Origin of the sequence: Sphingobacterium sp. SGL-16, from assembly GCF_011043515.1 — a bacterium.
Lineage (GTDB): Bacteria > Bacteroidota > Bacteroidia > Sphingobacteriales > Sphingobacteriaceae > Sphingobacterium > Sphingobacterium litopenaei.
Window position 1 is genome coordinate 1 of the sequence record NZ_JAAKGQ010000062.1, and the last position, 19,484, is coordinate 19,484.

15 protein-coding genes are annotated in these 19,484 nt (G+C 36.5%); 10 read left to right on the forward strand and 5 right to left on the reverse strand.

What is annotated here, in order from left to right; all coding sequences use genetic code 11:
• Nucleotides 1-302: 302 nt before the first annotated feature.
• The 6 genes from ccoN to G5B32_RS15255 are packed head-to-tail and all read left to right on the forward strand — an operon-like array spanning nt 303 to nt 6,077.
• Nucleotides 303-2,417, forward strand: coding sequence for a cytochrome-c oxidase, cbb3-type subunit I (gene ccoN / locus G5B32_RS15230; protein ID WP_165292357.1), 2,115 nt, complete (start codon nt 303-305; stop codon nt 2,415-2,417).
• 21 nt (nt 2,418-2,438) lie between these two features.
• Nucleotides 2,439-2,630, forward strand: coding sequence for a hypothetical protein (locus G5B32_RS15235; protein WP_165292358.1), 192 nt, complete (start codon nt 2,439-2,441; stop codon nt 2,628-2,630).
• Between the two features lie 5 nt (nt 2,631-2,635).
• Nucleotides 2,636-3,508, forward strand: coding sequence for a cbb3-type cytochrome c oxidase N-terminal domain-containing protein (locus G5B32_RS15240; protein ID WP_165292359.1), 873 nt, complete (start codon nt 2,636-2,638; stop codon nt 3,506-3,508).
• 47 nt (nt 3,509-3,555) lie between these two features.
• The gene (gene ccoG / locus G5B32_RS15245; RefSeq protein ID WP_165292371.1) at nt 3,556-4,974 is read left to right on the forward strand and encodes a cytochrome c oxidase accessory protein CcoG; all 1,419 of its coding nucleotides are present in this window, start codon (nt 3,556-3,558) and stop codon (nt 4,972-4,974) included.
• Nucleotides 4,958-5,383 carry a FixH family protein gene (locus tag G5B32_RS15250; RefSeq protein WP_165292360.1) on the forward strand — a complete coding sequence of 142 codons (426 nt, stop codon included), beginning with the start codon at nt 4,958-4,960 and terminating at the stop codon, nt 5,381-5,383. The genes ccoG and G5B32_RS15250 overlap by 17 nt, the downstream gene beginning before the upstream one ends.
• 1 nt (nt 5,384) lies before the next feature.
• Nucleotides 5,385-6,077, forward strand: coding sequence for a sulfite exporter TauE/SafE family protein (locus G5B32_RS15255; protein ID WP_165292361.1), 693 nt, complete (start codon nt 5,385-5,387; stop codon nt 6,075-6,077).
• Here G5B32_RS15255 and G5B32_RS15260 read toward each other — a convergent pair whose 3' ends face one another.
• A complete protein-coding gene (locus G5B32_RS15260; protein WP_165292362.1) occupies nt 6,078-7,436 on the reverse strand; it encodes an MATE family efflux transporter in 1,359 nt (452 codons plus the stop codon).
• A gap of 148 nt (nt 7,437-7,584) precedes the next feature.
• Here G5B32_RS15260 and G5B32_RS15265 point away from each other — a divergent pair, with 148 nt between their 5' ends.
• Nucleotides 7,585-8,091, forward strand: coding sequence for a twin-arginine translocase TatA/TatE family subunit (locus G5B32_RS15265; RefSeq protein WP_165292363.1), 507 nt, complete (start codon nt 7,585-7,587; stop codon nt 8,089-8,091).
• A gap of 83 nt (nt 8,092-8,174) precedes the next feature.
• Nucleotides 8,175-10,397: a Tex family protein gene (locus tag G5B32_RS15270; RefSeq protein WP_165292364.1), complete on the forward strand. Its 2,223-nt coding sequence runs from the start codon at nt 8,175-8,177 to the stop codon at nt 10,395-10,397.
• A gap of 128 nt (nt 10,398-10,525) precedes the next feature.
• Here G5B32_RS15270 and G5B32_RS15275 read toward each other — a convergent pair whose 3' ends face one another.
• The gene (locus tag G5B32_RS15275) at nt 10,526-11,326 is read right to left on the reverse strand and encodes a class I SAM-dependent methyltransferase (protein WP_165292365.1); all 801 of its coding nucleotides are present in this window, start codon (nt 11,324-11,326) and stop codon (nt 10,526-10,528) included.
• Nucleotides 11,327-11,388: 62 nt separating this feature from the next.
• On the opposite strand from G5B32_RS15275, the gene G5B32_RS15280 reads away from it, so the two are divergent.
• A complete protein-coding gene (locus tag G5B32_RS15280) occupies nt 11,389-11,676 on the forward strand; it encodes a hypothetical protein (RefSeq protein ID WP_165292366.1) in 288 nt (95 codons plus the stop codon).
• A gap of 33 nt (nt 11,677-11,709) precedes the next feature.
• Here G5B32_RS15280 and G5B32_RS15285 read toward each other — a convergent pair whose 3' ends face one another.
• The 3 genes from G5B32_RS15285 to G5B32_RS17575 all read right to left on the reverse strand — a co-directional run bounded on the left by G5B32_RS15285 (nt 11,710) and on the right by G5B32_RS17575 (nt 18,240).
• Entirely contained in the window at nt 11,710-13,323 is a 1,614-nt protein-coding gene (locus G5B32_RS15285; protein WP_165292367.1) for a hypothetical protein, read from the reverse strand.
• 24 nt (nt 13,324-13,347) lie between these two features.
• Nucleotides 13,348-13,515: a hypothetical protein gene (locus tag G5B32_RS15290; RefSeq protein WP_165292368.1), complete on the reverse strand. Its 168-nt coding sequence runs from the start codon at nt 13,513-13,515 to the stop codon at nt 13,348-13,350.
• A 426-nt stretch (nt 13,516-13,941) separates the two neighbouring features.
• Entirely contained in the window at nt 13,942-18,240 is a 4,299-nt protein-coding gene (locus tag G5B32_RS17575; protein WP_165292369.1) for a translocation/assembly module TamB domain-containing protein, read from the reverse strand.
• Between the two features lie 90 nt (nt 18,241-18,330).
• Between G5B32_RS17575 and tsaD the strand changes: the two genes are divergently transcribed.
• The gene (gene tsaD, locus G5B32_RS15300; RefSeq protein ID WP_165292370.1) at nt 18,331-19,332 is read left to right on the forward strand and encodes a tRNA (adenosine(37)-N6)-threonylcarbamoyltransferase complex transferase subunit TsaD; all 1,002 of its coding nucleotides are present in this window, start codon (nt 18,331-18,333) and stop codon (nt 19,330-19,332) included.
• The last annotated feature ends 152 nt before the right edge of the window (nt 19,333-19,484 follow it).

The following is a 19,484-nucleotide window of genomic DNA, read 5'->3' on the forward strand; positions in this document are numbered from 1 at the left end:
GTTTTGGAACAATGATATCGTACAATCCTGAATAAGAACTGAACTGTATTTTTTGTTGGGTAGAAAGCATCCTGATATCCGTTAAAGCTTAATTTAAGATACAAAAAAAGGAGTAGAAAATGCACTTTCCACTCCTTTTTTTTTGCCCAATATAAAAGGGGACTTTTTCAGTGCCCTCAAATTATTCAAGCCTTTTCTTGTTTTAGGTATTGTGATGAAAGTCACTTTTAATTCAAAGCCAGGTCATTAGCCTGTCATCAAAGTGTCATTACTTTTACATCGTTAAACAAAATGATAAAGTAATGCATCTAGAGCAATTTAGTTACGACAACAAGATAGTTCGCAATTTTGGTATCGCGACTATAATTTGGGGTATCGTAGGTATGTCTATCGGTTTGCTGGTAGCATGTCAATTGATATGGCCCGAATTGAATTTTTTGACCCAGTATACCACATTTGGACGCGTACGTCCAGTACATACCAATGCGGTAATTTTTGCTTTTGTGGGTAATGCTATTTTTATGGGTGTCTATTATTCGCTTCAACGGGTATTAAAATCACGTATGTTCAGTGATGTATTAAGTAAAATACATTTCTGGGGATGGCAATTGATTATCGTCGCATCGGCAATTACACTACCATTAGGTTTTACTTCTTCGCACGAATATGCGGAAATGGAATGGCCTATTGACTTAGGTATTACCTTGATCTGGGTGGTTTTTGGTATTAATATGTTTGGTACGATCATCAAACGTAGAGAGCGCCATATGTATGTGGCAGTATGGTTTTACATAGCTACGTTTGTTACTGTAGCCGTATTACACATCGTAAACTCCATTCAGTTACCTGTTACATTTTGGAAAAGCTACTACGTGTATTCAGGTGTACAAGATGCCTTGGTACAATGGTGGTATGGTCATAATGCGGTTGCATTCTTTTTGACTACTCCATTTTTGGGTATGATGTATTATTTCTTGCCAAAAATGGCTAATCGTCCTGTTTACTCTTACAAATTAAGTATCCTTCACTTCTGGTCATTGATATTTATTTATATCTGGGCTGGACCTCACCACTTATTATATACTTCATTGCCATCTTGGGTACAATCTTTAGGTGTTGTATTTTCCATTATGTTGATTGCTCCATCTTGGGGTGGTATGATCAACGGTTTGTTGACATTGCGTGGTGCTTGGGATAAGGTTCGTATAGAGCCTGTGTTGAAATTCATGGTTGTAGCATTGACATGTTACGGTATGGCGACTTTCGAAGGTCCTATGTTGTCACTTAAACAAGTGAATGCTATTGCGCACTTTACAGATTGGATCGTAGCACACGTGCATGTAGGTGCTTTGGGATGGAATGGATTTATGACATTCGCTATCTTATATTGGTTGTTACCTCGTATTTACAAAACTGAATTATATTCTAAAAAATTAGCTAATGCACACTTCTGGATCGGAACATTAGGTATTTTGTTCTACGCAATTCCAATGTATTGGGCTGCTGTAGTACAAGGTTTGATGTGGAAAGAATTTACTCCGGAAGGTGTATTGAAATACCCTAACTTCCTAGCTACTACCTTGGAAATCATCCCTATGCACATGATGCGTGCTATTGGTGGAGCCTTGTATTTGTCAGGTGTAATCATGATGACGTACAACTTGGTGAAAACCATGAAAAAAGGAAAACTATTGGCTAACGAAGCTGCTGAAGCACCAGCATTAGAGCCAGTTGTAGTGAATGAACGTGCTACCCACCGTAGATTAGAACGTAAACCAGTTTTATTCATGGTATTGGCTTTGATCGCTATTCTGATCGGTGGTTTGGTAGAAATGATTCCAACATTTACGATTCAAAATAATGTACCTACAATTGCTAGTGTAAAACCTTATACAGCATTAGAATTACAAGGTCGTGATTTGTACATCCGTGAAGGTTGTGTAAACTGTCACTCTCAAACTATTCGTCCTTTCCGTTCGGAAACGTCTCGTTATGGTGAATATTCGAAAGCAGGGGAATTCGTATATGATAGACCATTCTTATGGGGATCAAAACGTACTGGACCTGACTTGCACCGTATAGGTGGTAAATATCCAAACAAATGGCACTTTGACCACATGTTGGATCCGACGATTACCTCTCCAGGAAGTATCATGCCTGCATATCCTTGGTTAATCGAGCAAGAATTGGATAACTCCAACTTGCAAGCGAAAATGGAAGCCATGAAATCATTGGGCGTACCTTATACCGATGCAGAGATTAACAATGCACTGCAAGATGTAGACAAACAAGCAAAAGGAATTGTAGCTGATTTGGCAGCTAATCAAGTAGAGGTGAAATCTGATCGTGAAATCGTAGCTTTAATCGCTTATTTGCAACGTTTGGGAACAGATATCAAGGCTAGTAAAACAGAATAATAACCATTAATCAGAGGTATTATGTTTAAGCAAATAACAAACTTACAAGGTGATGAAATCTATTTAATGACATCACTATGGATATTCTTGATATTCTTTATCATCGTTGGATTGATGTTGTTTTTAATGAAAAAGGATCACATTCAATATATGAAAGAGATTCCTTTCGATGAATCAGAGCCAAAATCGAAATATTTATCCGATAGCAATTAGAAGTTATGAATGAAATAATAAATGGTACTGAAGTGGTAGCTGAAGTATCGCAATGGAAACTAGGGACGGTCAATTTGTATAGTGATATTTTGGTTATTACTTTGATCGTGGTGATGATAGCATTGCTTTTCGCGGCAGTGGTGGTGAATAAAGCGATGAAATCTATCCTAAATATCACTATGCCTGAGGTTGTCAAAAAGGAAGCTGAGCAAAAACGTATTTTAGCTGCAGAGCGAAAAATTAAAGCCGCTGCTTCTTGGCGCAAATTATTAGGTGTTCGTCCTATTGAGGAAGAAAAAGATATCACAATCGACCATGAATATGATGGTATTACAGAGTTAGATAATCCCGTACCTCTTTGGTTCAATGCTTTATTCTATGGTACAATATTCTTTGGCTTAGTATACCTTATGGTTTACCACGTATTTGGTTGGGGATTGAATCAAGACCAGGAATATGTGCGGGAAGTAGAATTAGCAGAGAAAGCAAAACAAGAATACTTGGCTCAAGCTGCAAATTTAGTGGATGAAAATTCTGTAGAATTCAATGCCGCATTAGCACCGGCTGGTAAAGCCATCTTTACAGCAAACTGTGCTGCCTGTCATGGAGCTAATGGTGAAGGACAAATTGGTCCAAACTTGACAGATAGATTTTGGTTGCATGGTGGCGAAATCAAAGATTTGTTCAAAACTATTAAATATGGTGTACCTGAAAAAGGTATGGTGCCTTGGGAACAAACGTTGACTCCGGGTCAAATCGCAGAAGTCGCAAGTTATATCGTGACATTGCGTGATACTAACCCTGGTAATCAAAAACCTGCAGAAGGTGTGGAAGTAAAATATGAATCAGAAGGTGCTGAGGAATCAGCTGCCCAATAAGAAATATAATTTAGTTTAATTATTATTTGTTAGCAAAAGTGAGCGAAATGGAAGCAGTGGTGAACAATAACGAAGGTCCCGTCTTACCTTCTAAAGGAAAAAAAAGAAACTGGATTTATGCCAAAAAACCATCAGGTAAATTGTATAATTACAGGCAGTGGGTGGGTTATGGTTTGTTGCTGTTTCTATTTCTAGCTCCCTTTATCAAATTGAATGGCAATCCATTCTTGATGTTCAACATTGTAGAACGTAAGTTCTCCATCTTCGGAAATATGTTTTTCCCTCAGGACCTGCATATTTTCGTCTTTGGAATGTTGATTATTATGGTCGGAATCGTGCTGTTTACAGCCGTTTTTGGCCGAGTATGGTGTGGTTGGACTTGTCCTCAAACTATCTTCATGGAGTTAATATTTCGTCGAATCGAATACTTAATAGAAGGTGATTGGACACAACAAAAGAAATTAAATGAGGGACCGAATACGGATGCTAGGGCATGGAAAAAGCTCCTTAAGCATACGATATTTATTCTTATCTCCTGTTTTATTTCTAATATCTTCTTAGCCTATATAATAGGTGTCGATGCGTTGCTGAAAATCATTACTGAACCTATTAATCAGCATTTAGGTGGGTTTATTTCGATAGCTATTTTTACCGCTTTGTTTTATGCTGTTTTTGCGCATGTACGTGAGATTGTATGTACTACGATTTGTCCTTATGGAAGGTTTCAAGGGGTACTTTTGGATGACCAAAGTATGTCCGTGGCCTATAATGTCGAAAGAGGGGAGCCAAGGGGAAAAGTAAATAAGAAAGACGAAGCTAAGAAAGGAGATTGTGTAGACTGTGGGCTGTGTGTGCACGTATGTCCTACTGGAATTGATATCCGAAATGGTGTACAGTTAGAATGTGTCAATTGTACAGCCTGTATCGATGCTTGTGATGCTGTGATGGAAAAAATCGGTAAGCCTAAACGTCTTATTGGCTTTTATTCTTTAGGCGAAGTGGAAGGAAAGAAAGATTTCCAAAAGAGCTATACTCGACAAATTCTTTATTCTTCGGTATTGGTTGTATTGACTGTTGTGTTCTTATTTTTAATATTCAATCGTTCAGAAATAGATGGTTCATTGTTGCGTGCTACAGGAAGTACCTATCAAACACAACCTGATGGTAGAGTCAGCAATCTATATACTATTGAAGTAATAAATAAAAGTGGACATCCTATTCCTTTTGAATTAAAAGCCAGCGAAGCCAAATATGAATTGAAATTGGTAAACAAGATCGATTCTTTAGCGAAAGATGGTACAGCGAAAATGTCCTTTTTCTTGATTACGGATAAAAATAATATTTCGACGTATAAAACGAAAACATCTATAATGATACTTTCTGAAGGTAAGGAAATGAATACATTAAAAACAACATTCATCTGTCCTCCAGGAGCAAATAATAAACACTATGAATTGGGGAAATAAAATCGTGGTCGGAATGGCCAGCTTTATGCTTTTCATTGTCGGGTCTGGAATATATATGGTCACACATGATTCGGATTCGCTTATAGATGAGAATTATTATGAAAATAGTTTGACTTATGATGAGGTGTACGATAGTAAACAGAATCTTTTAGATGATCATGCTAAACCTGTTCTTTCTTTGCAAAATGATACGTTGACTATTCAATTTGTAAGTACTGATAATAAAGGTAAGCTAACCTTCAAACGTCCTTCGGACGGTTCTTTGGACAAAGAAATTCCATTCTACACAAAAGATAAAGAATTTAAGTTGCCTGTATCTTCCTTCACCAAAGGAAATTGGTCGGTGGAAATAGTGTGGAAACAAGGTGATAAAAATTATTTTCACAATCAGCCCTTATATATTCAATAAAATGAGTTACAATCTGCTGGGTTTTTTTATGGGGTTGTTTGGTAGCATACATTGTACCTTAATGTGTGGACCATTACTTTTTGCTCTGCAACAACATCAGCAGTTCTCATTTTCTGTCGCCCTTAATAAAATTCTTTACCAAGTTGGACGAATATTGACCTATGGTCTTATTGGATTATTATTTGGTGTTTTGGGAAGTTCTATAGCGTTGAAAGGTTCACAACAAGGATTTTCTATTTTTACAGGTGTTATTTTAATCCTGATTGGAATTTCCTATGCTTTTATGCATAAATTTCCAGCGCTAGCTGCTTTTCAAACCAAAACAATTCAACCTTTTGCCAAAGCTATGGGCAAATGGTTGTACAAACCTAATGGTTCATTTATCGCTGGAATATTAAATGGATTTTTGCCATGTGGCATGGTTTATATGGCAGTAGCTTCGGCTATGAATGCGGAAACCTCATTGTTGAGTTTGCAATTTATGGTTTGTTTTGGCTTAGGAACTTTGCCTTTAATGCTTTTATTTTCCCTTTTAACAACTCTTCCAAAGAAACTCTTCAAATTCAAGTTCTCGTCAGTATTGCCCCTGCTTTATATCCTAATGGGCTTATGGTTTATGTTGCGTGGCGCGAACTTGGATATACCTTACCTCAGCCCATTACTTCAGATAGATGGTGCTATTTCTTGTCAATAATTAAGTAATAGCTAATTTCTTTTTTATCATAACACGATAGCGTAAGTACAATAAGAGCGACGATGTTAATAAAGCGAATGTCAGTCCGTACCAAACACCTTGAATCCCTAATCCTAAATTAACGCCCATATAATAGCCACTTGGTAAGCCAATGCCCCAATATGCCAATAATGTGATCAGTGTTGGGATATTCACATCTCCCATACCTCTTAGTATTCCAAGCCCAATTACTTGCGTGCCATCAAAGAGTTGAAAAATTCCAGCAATTATTAATAATTGTGCTGCTAAAGCGACGACATCCATATCTTTTGTCATTAGGGAAGCTAAAGGATAATTAAAAACAGCGAAAAATATAGCTGTACATATGGTGTATACTAAAATGATGTGATAAGATACTTTTGCAAATGTCTTCAACCGTGGATAATTTTCCTTTCCTAAACTATTCCCAACCTTTATAGTAGTTGCTCCAGAAATTCCTAATCCTATCATATACGTCATAGAGGCAAGTGTAATAGCCACATTGTGTGCAGCTTGATCCAAAGCACTAATTTTTCCAGCAATTAGAGAAGCTCCTGCGAAAGCACTTACTTCAAAGAAATATTGAAAGGCAACAGGTGTTCCCAATTTTAAGATTGATTTAATGAGTTCTTTCTGAATCGAAAAGAAATTGAATTTGCTGATATATGGTTGAAAATGTTTGGATTTCAATACGTATAAAACCATTACAACCATCATTAAAATTCTATCAGTCAATGTTGCTATGCCGACGCCAGCAATACCCATTGGCTCAATACCAAACATGCCTTTTACGAATATAATTGCTAATATGACATTAAGTACATTGCCCCAAATGGTAATGCGCATGGCTTGTTTTGTAAAACCTAATCCTTCCGCAAACTGTTTAAAAGCACTAAAAATCATTAATGGAAATATAGAAATGCTTAAAACGAGTAGGTAAGGCTTAGCTTCTTCGACGACTAAAGGATCTTGATCTGCGTGTTGCATCATAAACATGGATCCATAGTAAACTCCACAAAATAAAAGTATACTGCATGCAAGATTTATCCAAATACTGTTAGAAAGAAGTTTTGCAATTTCCTCTTTATTGTTTTTGCCACTTGCTTGAGCTATAAGTGGAGTTAATCCGTAAGCTATACCCAAACCAAAAACCAATACCATCATAAACACAGAGTGCGCTAGAGAGGATGCGGCAAGGGATATTTTACCTAAGAAATGACCAATTATCATCGTATCGGAGGTCTGCACAAGCGTGTGCCCCAATTGTGCGATAATGATTGGAATTGCTAAGGCTAATGCACTGAAATAATACGTCTTGAGTTTTTTGTTTTTACTAAACATATACTGTCGAAATAGCTCGCAAAGGTACGAAAGTTTCCTAGCAAACTAAGGTTTTTGAAATGTGTCTAAATATTTACAAATTACTATTGGTCAAAAAGCAGATTAAACTTACCTTAGCAATCTTAGTAAAATTTAAATTGATTAAGAAATGATATTGGCTTTTTTAAATATTGGTACTCAGGAAATGATCCTTATTGTGATCGTGATTTTGTTGTTGTTTGGTGGTAAGAAATTACCTGAGTTAGCAAGAGGTTTGGGTAGAGGTATTCGTGAATTTAAAGATGCTTCTGAGGATATTAAACGTGAAATTTCGGATCAAATTAACAATTTTGAAAAAGACTTGGATGTAAAAGTAGATGATAAACCTACATATACTTCTGCACCTGCGGAGCCTCAGACTCCTGCAGCATCAGAAGATGTCGAAGTAGTTGCAGTAGAAGAAGCTCCTGTAGAAGAGAAGAAATTTCCTCAATTTTCGCAACCAGAAAATACAGTTCAGCATGACCCAGGAGCGCATCCTGTAGATGAGACGGAATACTATAAATATGGTTATAATGATTACTTTGAAGAAGAATCAAAAGAAGGAGAAGAATCAGATGCTGAACCAAATACAGAATCAGAACAAACTAAAGAAAATCCTTCACAAAACGCATAATTATTAGCAAAAACTGATAAGAAAAAGCTGTTGAAATCATATTTCAGCAGCTTTCTCGTTACTATACGATTATAACATTAGATATGTCACACGAGATTATTATTTCAAAAGAGTTGTCTATTACACAAAAACAAGTGAGTACAACTTTAGCATTGTTGGATGAGGGCGCGACTATACCATTTATCTCCCGTTACCGTAAGGAGATGACTGGTTCTTTGGATGAGGTGCAAATTACGGCGATTCGCGATCGTATTCTGCAATTGCGCGATTTAGATAAACGTAAAGAAGCAGTCTTAAAATCTATTCAAGATCAAGGTAAGCTGACACCTGAATTGGAAGAATTGGTTCGCGGTGCGGAGACGATGTCATCATTAGAAGATATCTATTTACCATATAAACCAAAGCGCCGTACCAGAGCTTTAATCGCACGTGAAAAAGGTTTACAACCTTTAGCGGATTATTTGATGGAGCAAAAATCTGGTGATATAGAACCTTTTGCAGAACAATTCTTAAATGAAGAATTGGGCGTTAATAGTTTGGAAGAAGCTTTTGCAGGAGCAAGAGATATTATTGCCGAAACAGTAGCGGAAGATGCTGAAGTGCGTGCACAGGTACGTAAAGTTTTCTTGGAAAAAGGAAATTTCGTTTCGCGTGTCGTGCCAGGAAAAGAAGAGGCTGCGTTGAAATACAAAGATTATTTCGAATGGTCCGAACCTTTAGATAAAGCGCCTTCACATCGTGTATTAGCTATGCGCCGTGGCGAAAAGGAAGAATTGCTGTATTTGGATATCGAGGTGGAAGAGGAATTGGTTATTCCTAAAATCGAAAAGGTATATTTAAAAGGGAATAACGAAGCGGCTAAGCAAGTTGAATTAGCTTTATATGATGGTTACAAACGCTTGTTGAAACCTTCGATGGAAACTGAAATCCGCGTCTTGACACGTCAACGTGCGGATGAAGAAGCAATCAAAGTATTTGCAGATAATGTACGTCAGTTATTATTAGCAGCACCTCTTGGTCAAAAACGTTTGATGGCTATTGATCCAGGTTTCCGTACTGGTTGTAAAACTGTCGTGTTGGATGCGCAGGGTAACTTATTAGAAAATACAGCAATTTTCCCACATAATGGCTCGGGTGGTGTCGCTGAAGCAGAACGTACGATCAAATATTTAGTTTCTAAGTATGACGTGGAAGCTATTGCAATTGGTAATGGTACAGCAGGTCGTGAGACTGAAGATTTTGTTCGCAAATTGGGATTGAAAGATGTAACCATTGTGATGGTGAATGAAAGTGGTGCATCTATTTATTCGGCTTCAGAAGTGGCACGTGAAGAATTTTCTGATTATGATGTGACGGTTCGTGGTGCAGTATCAATCGGTCGTCGCTTGATGGATCCTTTGGCTGAATTGGTCAAAATTGACCCTAAATCTATAGGTGTCGGACAATATCAACATGATGTGGATCAAAATAAATTGCAATCCGCATTAGATGATACCGTTGTTTCTTGTGTAAATGCAGTTGGAGTAGAGCTTAATACTGCTTCTAAACAAATCTTATCGTATATATCGGGATTAGGACCAGCATTAGCTCAACAGATTGTGAATTACCGTAAAGAAAATGGTCCTTTTAGTTCACGTCGTGAATTGAAGAAAGTTCCTCGTTTGGGTGATAAAGCCTTTGAACAAGCAGCAGGTTTCTTGCGAATTCGTAATGCAAAACATCCTTTGGATGCTTCTGCAGTTCACCCAGAACGTTATGAATTGGTTGAGCAAATGGCAAAAGATTTGGGAGTTGGAGTAATCGAATTGATGAAAGACGAACAGCTTCGTAAGAAGATTGATTTAAAAAAATATATTTCAGATGAAGTTGGCTTGCCAACCTTAAATGATATTATTGCCGAATTAGCTAAACCAGGATTAGATCCTCGTGAGCAGTTTGAAGCCTTTTCTTTTACAGATGGCGTGAATGCTATTTCGGATTTGAAAGTAGGTATGAAATTGCCAGGAATCGTAACGAATATTACCAATTTTGGAGCTTTCGTGGATATCGGTGTGCATCAAGATGGTTTAGTGCATTTGAGTCAATTGGCTAATCATTTTGTTTCAGATCCGCATGAAGTGGTGAAAGTGCAACAACAAGTGATGGTGACTGTAACAGAAGTTGACGAAAAGCGCAGTCGTATTGCTTTAACCATGAAAACCGAACAAAAGTCTGCACCTCGTAAACGTTCTGAACGTAGAGAAGAAAAAGCTCCTGAAACAGATATGGCAGCCAAATTAGCGGCTTTAGCAGGAAAATTTAAATAGAATCCATAGGGGATATATTAATTTAAACGTCATTTCGACGAGTCATGAGGAGAAATCTAATGCTTGTTATTAGATTTCTAATTTCTTTGCACTTTTTCGAAATGACGTTTTTAAATTATAAAATTCGTTTATCTTTTGTCTGCTACGATAGAATAAACCATTGGTATTTTATTATCCAGGTGTTTTATTTTAAACTTTTTGGGTCCAAATTCCACCGTATGTTGAAAACAGTTGTAGGGTGAATAATCATACTCCGCAAAGGAGCTAATCTGTAATCCATTTTGGATTAAACTGCTCAAAACTTCACCCAAATCGTGATTCCAATAGACATATTCTTGATGGATATCTGTTTCGCGGTCTGCATAAGTTCCCTTTTCTTTTTCTACAATTGGTCCTGTATTGAAGTAATTGTAACCAACTTTTTCAAAATTATCATCAAACATCCATACCACAGGATGAAATTCCACAAAGACAAATTTTCCAATAGGCTTAAGGAAATGAGAAATTACATTTGCCCATTTATTCAAATCAGGTAGCCAACCAATAGTACCATAGCTGGTAAATACTATGTCGAATTCTTGATCCAAATGATTTGGTAAATCATAAATATCACAGCACACGAATTTTGCCGAAGAATTTGTCTGATCAGCTAAATCTCTTGCTGTCTGAATTGCTTTATCTGATAAATCTACACCTACAACTTCAGCTCCCAGACGGCTTAATGAAATGCTATCCTGACCAAAATGGCATTGTAAATGCAATACAGCCTTCCCTTTCAGATCGCCTAATAGTTCTAATTCAATAGGATTCAACGAACTGTTTCCTTGCAAAAAGCCGTGTAGGTCGTAAAATTCCGAGTGTACGTGAAATTCTGTTCTTTTATTCCAGGAATTTTTATTGATTTCTAAATAATCTAAAGGCTTATCCATTGGTCATGTGTTTATGTAAATATAGGATTTATTTAATAGCTGTAATTAGTATATTAGCAATTATGACTATCCAAGAATACAAAGAATCTCTAACAAAAGATAATTTTCCTCCAGTATTATCTGTGCAGTTACAAGCTTTATGGTATGATGCAAAAGGCGATTGGCAGAAAGCCCATGATTTGATTGATCATTTAAATGATTCAACTTCAGCGCATATTCATGCGTATTTGCACAGAGTAGAAGGTGATTTGTGGAATGCTCGGTATTGGTACAATCGTGCTAAACAACCAGAATTTAAAGGAACGCTGGAAGAGGAATGGAATTATTTGCTTAAGCTTTATATAAAATAAGAGCGCAACTTAAAGCTGCACTCTTAATATTTATTAATCTTTACAAGGTATTTTTCTTCTGCCTGATCCCAAAGATTTCATGACTGTTTTACCTTCAACTCTTGTTGTGGCTTTGATTTTATTCGTTCCGTTACCGCCATTCCAAGTTACTTTGTTGAATTTAGCATTGTTCTTTAAGCGTAATGGCAATAATTCTCCTCCGCTAGTTTTGCTACCATAAATCAGTACGTCGCCATTTCGTCCTATTACAACTCGAACAAGTGGCTTAGCAGCTGTTCCTTTTAAGTTCCAAATAGCGGCTACTTGATTGGATTGATATTGGCTACCATCCGCAAATTCAATATTTTGAGTAGTTAGCGTAGCATTATTTTGAAATTGAATATCATTAGTAGAGACATTTGTCCCAAAAAGAGGTTGATCATTTACCTCCAGATTGAACGCATTATCTAATTCTAAAATATCATATACAAATCCATAATCCGCACCTACTTCTGTGTATTGGAAGGAAATAACCTCTCCATTTTTTTTAAAGGTATTTGCATCAAAATTAATTCCCGTATAGGTTACATTTTTGGGATTCCACCAAGTCCCTTCATTGATGGTCTTTTTAATTTCTTCAAATTCCCAATTAAAACCATTAGTGCCATTTACAGCTTCCGTACAAGTTTTTAGAGTTAGAATAAGATTATAACGATATCCTGGTTTGATACTTAAATTAGATACAGTAATGTTCGATTTGGTCTCACCATCTACCGTTAATGTCCCAAATTTTAAACTTGCCGTACTAGTTTTATCATGAATTAAAGTTGTAGGGGTTGCGGTAATAGTTCGTTGTCCTGTTCCTAACGCAGGGAATGTTACTCCTTTACCTGCGGTATTCAATGTGCCATAAATAAGAGAGCCATCCGAAAGCTTTAAACTTACTTTTTCTACCACAGGATTAAATACAGCATTAGAAATGGCTGTGATAGCACCTGTCATGGTTTGGTCCATCTGTAGAGTGGTAGTTATTTCGCTGAATTTCGGTTTTAGAATTGCTGCTAGGAAGTTTTGTCCTTTGCTGAGTTTTGTTGTTTTGCTCCAATATAATAAGTCTGAATTCACATCCGCAACAGTAGCTGTACTTAAGGATTTTTCATTTTGTACCGAAGGTAAAAGGCTGGTGGATCGGGAACTCACAACGATAAATGTATAATTTGTATAGGTATTTAACACGATAGCGGATTCAAGAGTTTCACTACCGTATATATAATCGCGTGAAGCGACCAGATTCCCTTCATCGCCGTACACCAAAAGCTTATATTTCACATTTTTAACCAACTCTTTACGAACAGCGCTGGCATTTTGTTTCAGCCCTTTGGTTAGTTCCTTAGCGTTATTTTCTTGAACAGGAATTAATTGACTTTCAATATGAAAATCTTTGTCTACATATTGAATATGTGCTGGAATTTCCTTTTCAGGAGAAGTAGAAGTATTTGCGTATAGTTCAGTTTCAGCCTCATATTCTAATCCTTCTAAATTAATGCTTAATAAAGCCTCATTTTGGGTATCGAGGGTTTCATTTTGACTTTTCTCACATGAAGAAAAAAGAAATGTTCCTGCTATTAAAATAAAGCATATATACATATATAGATTGCCTTTAGTCATTATTTTGTGCTTTTAATAATTTTTTTACCAGTCGATAGTTCTTCTTACATCCTCTTCTTCTTGCCAGTCTTCAAACATTTGAAAATTTCCATCGTCGGCTAATACTGTTGCCGACCCAGCAGCTATTGCGTATTCTAATTCGATAATATTGACAGTGATTGTCTGCATTACACAAGGAAATTTACTAGTCATTCGTCCTATGATTTTCCTGTTTAGTTGTTGTAGCAAATTCTTTATATGCTACCTTTTATTCTTTATTGCTACACAAAATTATGGGTATAAAATCTGCTTTATTTATATTTTACAGGCTTTAAATTGTCGTGTAGTTAGGAATCTACATATTGTCTTGGAAAGAATAATTTTTAATTAAAAAGTTGCATAAGCAACTTTTTAATTGTAATTAATAAGTAGAAAGCAATATGTGTTGATGGCGGCTGTTGTATTTATAGTAAATTATGGTGTGTAAATAAAGGATATTTTTTCCTTTTAAGAAAGTGTGTAGCCGTTATTAGGGGTTTGATAGCAGAGGGAGTAAAATTTTCTTTATAAATTACAGGTAATTACTCTCCGGAAGATATTATGTTATCTATTTAAACAGAAGTGAGAGGAGATAAGAAGTTATTTAGCGGATTTCCAAATCCATAATCTTCTCCAGAATTCACCCAAAGAGTTAAATTCTTGACGGTAGACTAAGCCTAAAGCATTGATATATTCTGCATCCAAAGAACGTATCAAGAAATTGCGTGTATAAGGTCGATTGTAAGCTCGGAACAAGAGACTGCCGTCTTGCTTAAGTTTATACGTAAGTTCTGCATCTGTAGTAACTCCTTGCCGGAAAAATGTCAGATCGGTAGCTTCATAATTTGTACGATCCGTGATCCCTCCAGAAATAACCAATCTGTCATTCCAGAAACGTATTGATGCAGAAGCATCATTGAATGAGCGGATATTTAAATCCAGAAAATTGATGTTTAAAGATTGAGAAATGATGTTGTTCAGCTGATTAAATGCGATTTCCGTTCCTGCCGAGAGGAGAGTATTGTTTACCTCTCGACCAATTTCATTCGTAGAACTTGGTGTAAAACTTCTTCGTACAATCAAACTCAATGCTTGTTGATTGACGTTGTTGGCGTCACTTAAATAGCTTTGTAACTGATCTTTGATATAAGGATTTTGAGGAAAGTTCAAATCAAAAGTCACGTCGGGCTGTTCTAATGTGCCTTTTATAAGCATGTCCGCTTGTGCTAATACCCTTTCGTTATCTCCTGTGTGGCCGGCAGCATTAAACAATGGGCCAATGGCTGTGCGCTGTTGATAGATGGCATTTAGATTAATTACAGCTTCTGAAGGATTACCTGTCCAACGGATGGTTCCACCTTCTTTGATATCAAAATATTTATTGATAAAATCTTGCGCGGTGAAGTGGAATTTACCTTTGCTGACCACATAATCTCCGAACATCTCAAAATCACCTAAGCTAGAAATCTTCATCGATATAGTGCCATTTCCACTGCCTTTTAATGAACCCATACTCGTTTGTAAATTCACCTCAGCATCAGGCGTAAGGTTCAGATTCATATTCATTGTCAGACCATTGAATAAGTTTCGTCTTGCGCGCAGTTCATTTTCAGAAGAATCAGGACTGACGAAATAAATGAAATCATTATCCGAAATGGTCATTGCCGAATTGAATGGCAAGGTGATGGCAGTACCGCTCTCGGATTTTGCATCAATATCTATATTGATTGATGAAGTATACCCTTTGAATCGGAAAGTACCGGTAGCAAAAGCAGTCCCATAATACAGATTGTTATCTTTATAATTCGTATTTAAAATCATAAAGCGGTTACCACTCAAATCGACATCGATATAAGGATTAGCTAATTTTTGGAGGTTAATTAATCCATTTGCTTGCGCTTTATTTCCTTTAATATCTCTTACCGATAAGTTTTGCAGCATAATCGCGTTGTTCTCAACCATTGCTATCTGGTTGTCCACATAATAATGTGTATTCAGATAATTAACCGTGAATTCTGCATCATTAAAGCGGCCAATACCCGTAATTTTTGGATTTTTAAATGTGCCTTTAATATCTACCGTGGCATTTCCTTTTCCACGTAAGTCAGAAACGAGATTCTTTAAGAAAGGTTGAAAGATTACTAAGTCAGCTTCCTGAAGTGTGCCTTTTAAATCCAAAGGCTCATCCTCATCATAGAAATTGTATTCTCCATTTAAGATAACTCCTCTTTTCTGTTGATCTAAAAGTTTTAAATCAATCAACATATTGCCCGAAGTAGGGTTGAAATCTGCATTCAATGCCAATTGTCCAACTGGAATCTCATTGTAAATAATAGCACTTGTTTGAATATTGGCTGAAGCTACCGCATTTTTGAAAACCGAAGTGACATCAACTTTTCCATCTAATGAACCTTGAAGATTAATTCCTAAAGGCTTGGTCAGTCCATTCAGCGAAGTCAAACTAAAATTATTGAATTGAACATTTAATTTGTCGTTTTCTTTGGAAAGAATGCCATTCAACTCTATTTGTTGTTTTTCTTGACTTAAGAATAAGTTTTTGACGAAAATTTTTCCTTGAGAAATATGGAGTTGTGCATCATTGTTAATATTCCAGGAATCTTTGTTGATAACAATGTACGAAGGTTTGAAGTGGATGAAGGCAGGACTATTAGGTGCAAAATGAATATCTCCATTTAAATTTAAATAGTTGTTTGCATTGCGTTCGGACATTTCTACATTAAAGACAAGACTATCATTTGCTAAGACATTTCGTATAGAAATATAATTGATATAAGTACTGTCTGCAAAATTGATTCTGTCTGCTGTTAAATCTAGAGAAAAGGCTTTTTCATCCGCATTTTCAAGAATAGAAAGATTGCTCAGTTTAATACCTTTATAGACAAGCGAAGGACTAAATGCAACAAACTTCGCTGTATAATTTTCGGAAGAGAACTGTGCGTTTAAATGTGCGCCATCATCCAATGATAAGGTCGGATCTAGCAATGCTGAAATCGGTTGAAACGACTTCACGTTTAAATCTAAGTTGAAATTTTGCGGATTATATTTCTTTACTGGCAGATTAATAGCTGGCGCATAGCGCAAAGCCAACGACTGAAAATATGGAACAATAGTATTTAAATCAATTTCTCCTGTGATATGTGCGTCCAATACATCTGAATTTAAGGAAAGAATACGATTTTGTTCATTTCCTTCTGCCGTAAAGTTGATGTCTTGAATAACAAACAATCCCTTGCTGGTACTCAACTGGACAGAATCTGCATAGAGATAGCCTGTCATAGTATTTAAGTTGCTTCCAGTCAAATTCGTGTTGAGGTGCGCCTTATGAATGATGACGCTATCCTTATTGAGCCATCCTAATTTGTTTGGTGAAGCATGTGAAATAGCAGCATCTAGAAGATAACTAGGGTCCGATTGTTGTAAATCAATAGACGCATCATAAAGCAATTGCAGATTTTTATCGTTGATATCTCCGTTAATGGCTAATATTTTATCTTCAAAAGTGCCAAGAATATGTACTTTTTCGTAAGTGTATTTATTAAAGGAAAGTTGTTTTGCTGTGCCGTCAAAAACTAAATATAAGTCGTCTAAAGTAATGCCTTTGCCTTTCAATTTTAAATCAAAACCTGTTTGGCCAATGCTTTTTTGATTCAACACATCACCTGCTTGAAAGCTTCGGCTAATTAATCGACCATTATAGGATAATTGATTCTTGATAGCGATATGTGCATCTGCCTGTACAGAACCAGCTCCTGTGGCCAAATTTCCTTTTACATCAAAATCATTGTAAAGCCCTATAAAAGAACCCGTATAATTTAGATTTTTGAGATTATGTAATTGCTTTGGCAAGCTAATTTTTTTATTGTCCGCCAGTTTGGGCACAAAATATTCAATATCCTCAGCCGAAGTTTTGAGTTCTTTGATAGCAAAGCCAAAAATAGTTTTGTCAATGTTTGGCAAACCTTTTATGGTGAAATTGGAAACCAAATTAGTTTTCTTACCTGTGCTCAAATCTACATTTCGCGCTATAATATCAGAAACAGTACCATGTAAGTCCGCATTATTAATAGCTGTCGTAAATTGTACCTGCTCCATAGATGGCGCAAAAAATTCGATGTCTTTTGAATCGACATAGGAATCTTTCAAATTAGCTTCAACATTCACTGCTGTAATAAAAGAGCTGAAATCTTTTATATCATCGTATTGAAAAACCAAAAAATCTCGTAGCGTAGAATTATTGGTTTTGATTAGCAAATCTTCAAATCTCATTTCTTTATTGCCATATGAAGCATTTGTAGAAATTTCCTTAACCTCAAATCCAGATTTCTCTTTCAAGGTGAGTTTATTGATTCGTGCGGAGGTAATGGAGTCTAACTTAATTTTATCTAAGACCCCAGAAAAATCTGTCACATAGAGATCAGCAAAATTGACACCTTTGCGTGGGAATGTATATTTATGATTAACCATTCGAAACCTGTTGTTGACAAGTTCGATGCGGTTTAACGCGAGTTCTAATTTTTTCTTTTTCGGCTTTGTGGAATCTTTGGGACTGGAGAAATATTTGACATATTTCGAGAGGTTAGTACTATCCTGATAGATTTGATAGTTAAGATATGCACCTTCGAGTTTAATTCGTTCTACAGTAACCTTATTTTCAAAGAAATGCAAAAGATCTAAATTTGCATTCGTTTCTTTAGCGTAAAACGTGGTGTCACCGTTACGTTCTGTAATAGCAAGATTTTGTAATGATAATGTAGAAAATGGTTTGAAATAAATTTTGTCCAGCGAAATGTTGGCGTCCAATTCTTCGCTGAGAAAAGTAGCTACACGCTTCGTAAGATAAGTTTGTACGGAAGAAAACTGCAATGATATTACAGCCACAAGCACGAGTAAGAGTATACTCGCGACTGTCCAAAGCGTTATTTTTAGTATTTTTTTGATACTTTTGTGCGTTAAATAAATTCTTCCAAAATGGCTGTTATTCTAGGGATCGAGTCGTCGTGTGATGAGACCTCAGCGTCTATCTGTATAAACGGTGAAATCAAATCAAATATTATTGCTACACAAGCTATTCATGCCAAATATGGTGGAGTAGTACCAGAGCTAGCTTCACGTGCGCATCAGCAAAATATTATTCCGACGGTTGATCAAGCATTACAGCAAGCCAAAATTACAAAAAATGATGTAGATGCCGTAGCTTTTACGCGCGGTCCTGGACTTTTAGGTTCTTTATTGGTTGGAACTTCATTTGCGAAGTCATTTGCTTTGGCGCGGAATATTCCTTTAATCGACATTAATCATATGCAGGCGCATATTTTGGCGCATTTTATCGATGATCCAAAACCCAATTTTCCTTTTCTGTGTTTGACAGTTTCTGGTGGTCATACGCAAATTGTGTTGGTAAAAGATTATTTCGATATGGAATTAATTGGTCAGACATTGGATGATGCCGCAGGCGAAGCCTTTGACAAGACGGCTAAAATCTTAAATCTTCCATATCCTGGAGGTCCATTAATTGACAAGAATGCTAAACTTGGAAATCCTAACGCATTTAAATTGCCGGAGCCTCAAATTCCCGATTTGAACTTTTCTTTTTCGGGATTGAAAACGGCTATTCTATATATGGTGCAAGGCGAATTGAAAAAGAATCCTAACTTCTTGGAAGAAAATATGAATGACATTTGTGCTTCTGTCCAAGAAAGAATCGTTTCTATCTTATTGAATAAATTGAAAAAGGCTGCTAAGCAAACAGGTGTAAAAGATGTTGCTATTGCAGGAGGTGTTTCTGCTAACTCAGGATTACGTGAATCCTTGTTAGCCATGGGAGAGAAGTACAAATGGCGTGTGTTTATTCCAAAATTTGAATATTGTACCGATAATGCCGCAATGATTTCCATAGCTGGCTATCACAAATATTTAAAAGGAGAGTTCGTAGGGCAAGATGTTGCCCCTTTAGCAAGAATTCCTTTTTAAAAACAAGAGTAACATTACAAAATGTTACTCTTGTTTTTATGTGCGCCCGGCATGGGCGTGAACTCTAGGGTGTAAGTCCCGAACGTGCCTTGATAGTGGGAAACGTTAACTTAAGGCAAGGGTGTCCTTCGCGAGGGGGAATCTGAAGGAAA

Bases quoted from the DNA above. Each gene is read 5' to 3' on its own strand.
- ccoN (WP_165292357.1), top strand. From the start codon at position 303: ATGCATCTAGAGCAATTTAGTTACGACAACAAGATAGTTCGCAATTTT.
- G5B32_RS15235 (WP_165292358.1), top strand. From the start codon at position 2,439: ATGTTTAAGCAAATAACAAACTTACAAGGTGATGAAATCTATTTAATG.
- G5B32_RS15240 (WP_165292359.1), top strand. From the start codon at position 2,636: ATGAATGAAATAATAAATGGTACTGAAGTGGTAGCTGAAGTATCGCAA.
- ccoG (WP_165292371.1), top strand. From the start codon at position 3,556: ATGGAAGCAGTGGTGAACAATAACGAAGGTCCCGTCTTACCTTCTAAA.
- G5B32_RS15250 (WP_165292360.1), top strand. From the start codon at position 4,958: ATGAATTGGGGAAATAAAATCGTGGTCGGAATGGCCAGCTTTATGCTT.
- G5B32_RS15255 (WP_165292361.1), top strand. From the start codon at position 5,385: ATGAGTTACAATCTGCTGGGTTTTTTTATGGGGTTGTTTGGTAGCATA.
- G5B32_RS15260 (WP_165292362.1), bottom strand. From the start codon at position 7,436: ATGTTTAGTAAAAACAAAAAACTCAAGACGTATTATTTCAGTGCATTA.
- G5B32_RS15265 (WP_165292363.1), top strand. From the start codon at position 7,585: ATGATATTGGCTTTTTTAAATATTGGTACTCAGGAAATGATCCTTATT.
- G5B32_RS15270 (WP_165292364.1), top strand. From the start codon at position 8,175: ATGTCACACGAGATTATTATTTCAAAAGAGTTGTCTATTACACAAAAA.
- G5B32_RS15275 (WP_165292365.1), bottom strand. From the start codon at position 11,326: ATGGATAAGCCTTTAGATTATTTAGAAATCAATAAAAATTCCTGGAAT.
- G5B32_RS15280 (WP_165292366.1), top strand. From the start codon at position 11,389: ATGACTATCCAAGAATACAAAGAATCTCTAACAAAAGATAATTTTCCT.
- G5B32_RS15285 (WP_165292367.1), bottom strand. From the start codon at position 13,323: ATGACTAAAGGCAATCTATATATGTATATATGCTTTATTTTAATAGCA.
- G5B32_RS15290 (WP_165292368.1), bottom strand. From the start codon at position 13,515: ATGACTAGTAAATTTCCTTGTGTAATGCAGACAATCACTGTCAATATT.
- tsaD (WP_165292370.1), top strand. From the start codon at position 18,331: ATGGCTGTTATTCTAGGGATCGAGTCGTCGTGTGATGAGACCTCAGCG.